Raw genomic sequence first — 1,187 nt, 5'->3', positions numbered from 1 at the left:
GGTCCTACGCCAAAACCCAGGGCGTCTACCGCATGATCCAGGACTTCAAGTCCCGCGGCGTCCCCATCGACTGCGTCGGACTGCAAACCCACTTCACCGGCGGCAGCTCCCTACCCGGAAACTTCCAAACCACCCTCTCCAGCTTCGCCGCCCTCGGCGTCGACGTCGCCCTCACCGAAGCCGACGTCACCAACTCCTCCACCACCCAGTACGCCGGCCTCACCCAAGCCTGCATGAACGTCCCCCGCTGCATCGGCATCACCGTCTGGGGCGTCCGCGACAGCGACTCCTGGCGCTCCAACGAAAGCCCCCTACTCTTCGACGGCAGCGGCAACAAGAAAGCCGCCTACACCTCCGTCCTCAACGCCCTCAACGCCGCCGGCCCCGGACCCACCACATCACCGACCGTGTCGCCGACCGGCAACCCCACACCCCCGCCGGGTGACGGCACCGGCCGGATCGTCGGTGTCCAGTCGGGCCGGTGCCTCGACACGCCCAACCAGAACAACGGCACCCGGGTGCAGCTGTACGACTGCAACGGCCAGAGCAACCAGCAGTGGACGTACACGTCGAGCAAGCAACTGCAGGTGGGCGGCAAGTGCCTGGACGCCAACGGCGCGGGCACGGCCAACGGCACGGCCGTGATCATCTGGGACTGCAACGGCCAGGCCAACCAGCAGTGGAACATCAACTCCAACAACACCATCAGCGGTGTCCAGTCGGGCCGCTGCCTGGACGTCTGGGGCACCGGCAACGGACAGCAGGTGCAGATCTACGACTGCCACGGACAGGCCAACCAGCAGTGGCAGTTCAACGGCAACGGTGGGCCGACCACGCCGCCGACGACCTCGGCGCCGCCGACCACGCCGCCGCCAGGCGGCACCTGCTCGCTGCCGTCGACGTACCGGTGGACCTCGACCGGGTCGCTGGCCAACCCGAAGTCGGGCTGGGTCTCGGTCAAGGACTTCACCAACGTCGTCTACAACGGCCAACACCTGGTCTACGCGTCGAACGTCAACACCTCCGGGTCGTACGGGTCGATGAACTTCGGCCTGTTCAACAACTGGTCGGACATGGCCTCGGCCAGCCAGAACGGGATGAACTCCGGCACCGTCGCCCCCACGCTCTTCTACTTCGCGCCGAAGAACATCTGGGTGCTGGCCTACCAGTGGGGTCAGTGGCCGTTC

At 66.6% G+C, this 1,187-nt stretch carries 1 protein-coding gene; it reads left to right on the top strand.

Features of this window, described 5'->3' with window-relative positions:
• A partial coding sequence (locus ACFOX0_RS34145) for a non-reducing end alpha-L-arabinofuranosidase family hydrolase (protein ID WP_377553818.1) occupies nt 1–1,187 on the top strand: 1,187 nt, incomplete at both ends.

Origin of the sequence: Micromonospora zhanjiangensis, from assembly GCF_042650605.1 — a bacterium.
Lineage (GTDB): Bacteria > Actinomycetota > Actinomycetes > Mycobacteriales > Micromonosporaceae > Micromonospora_J > Micromonospora_J zhanjiangensis.
This window is presented reverse-complemented; position numbering and strand designations above follow the sequence as displayed.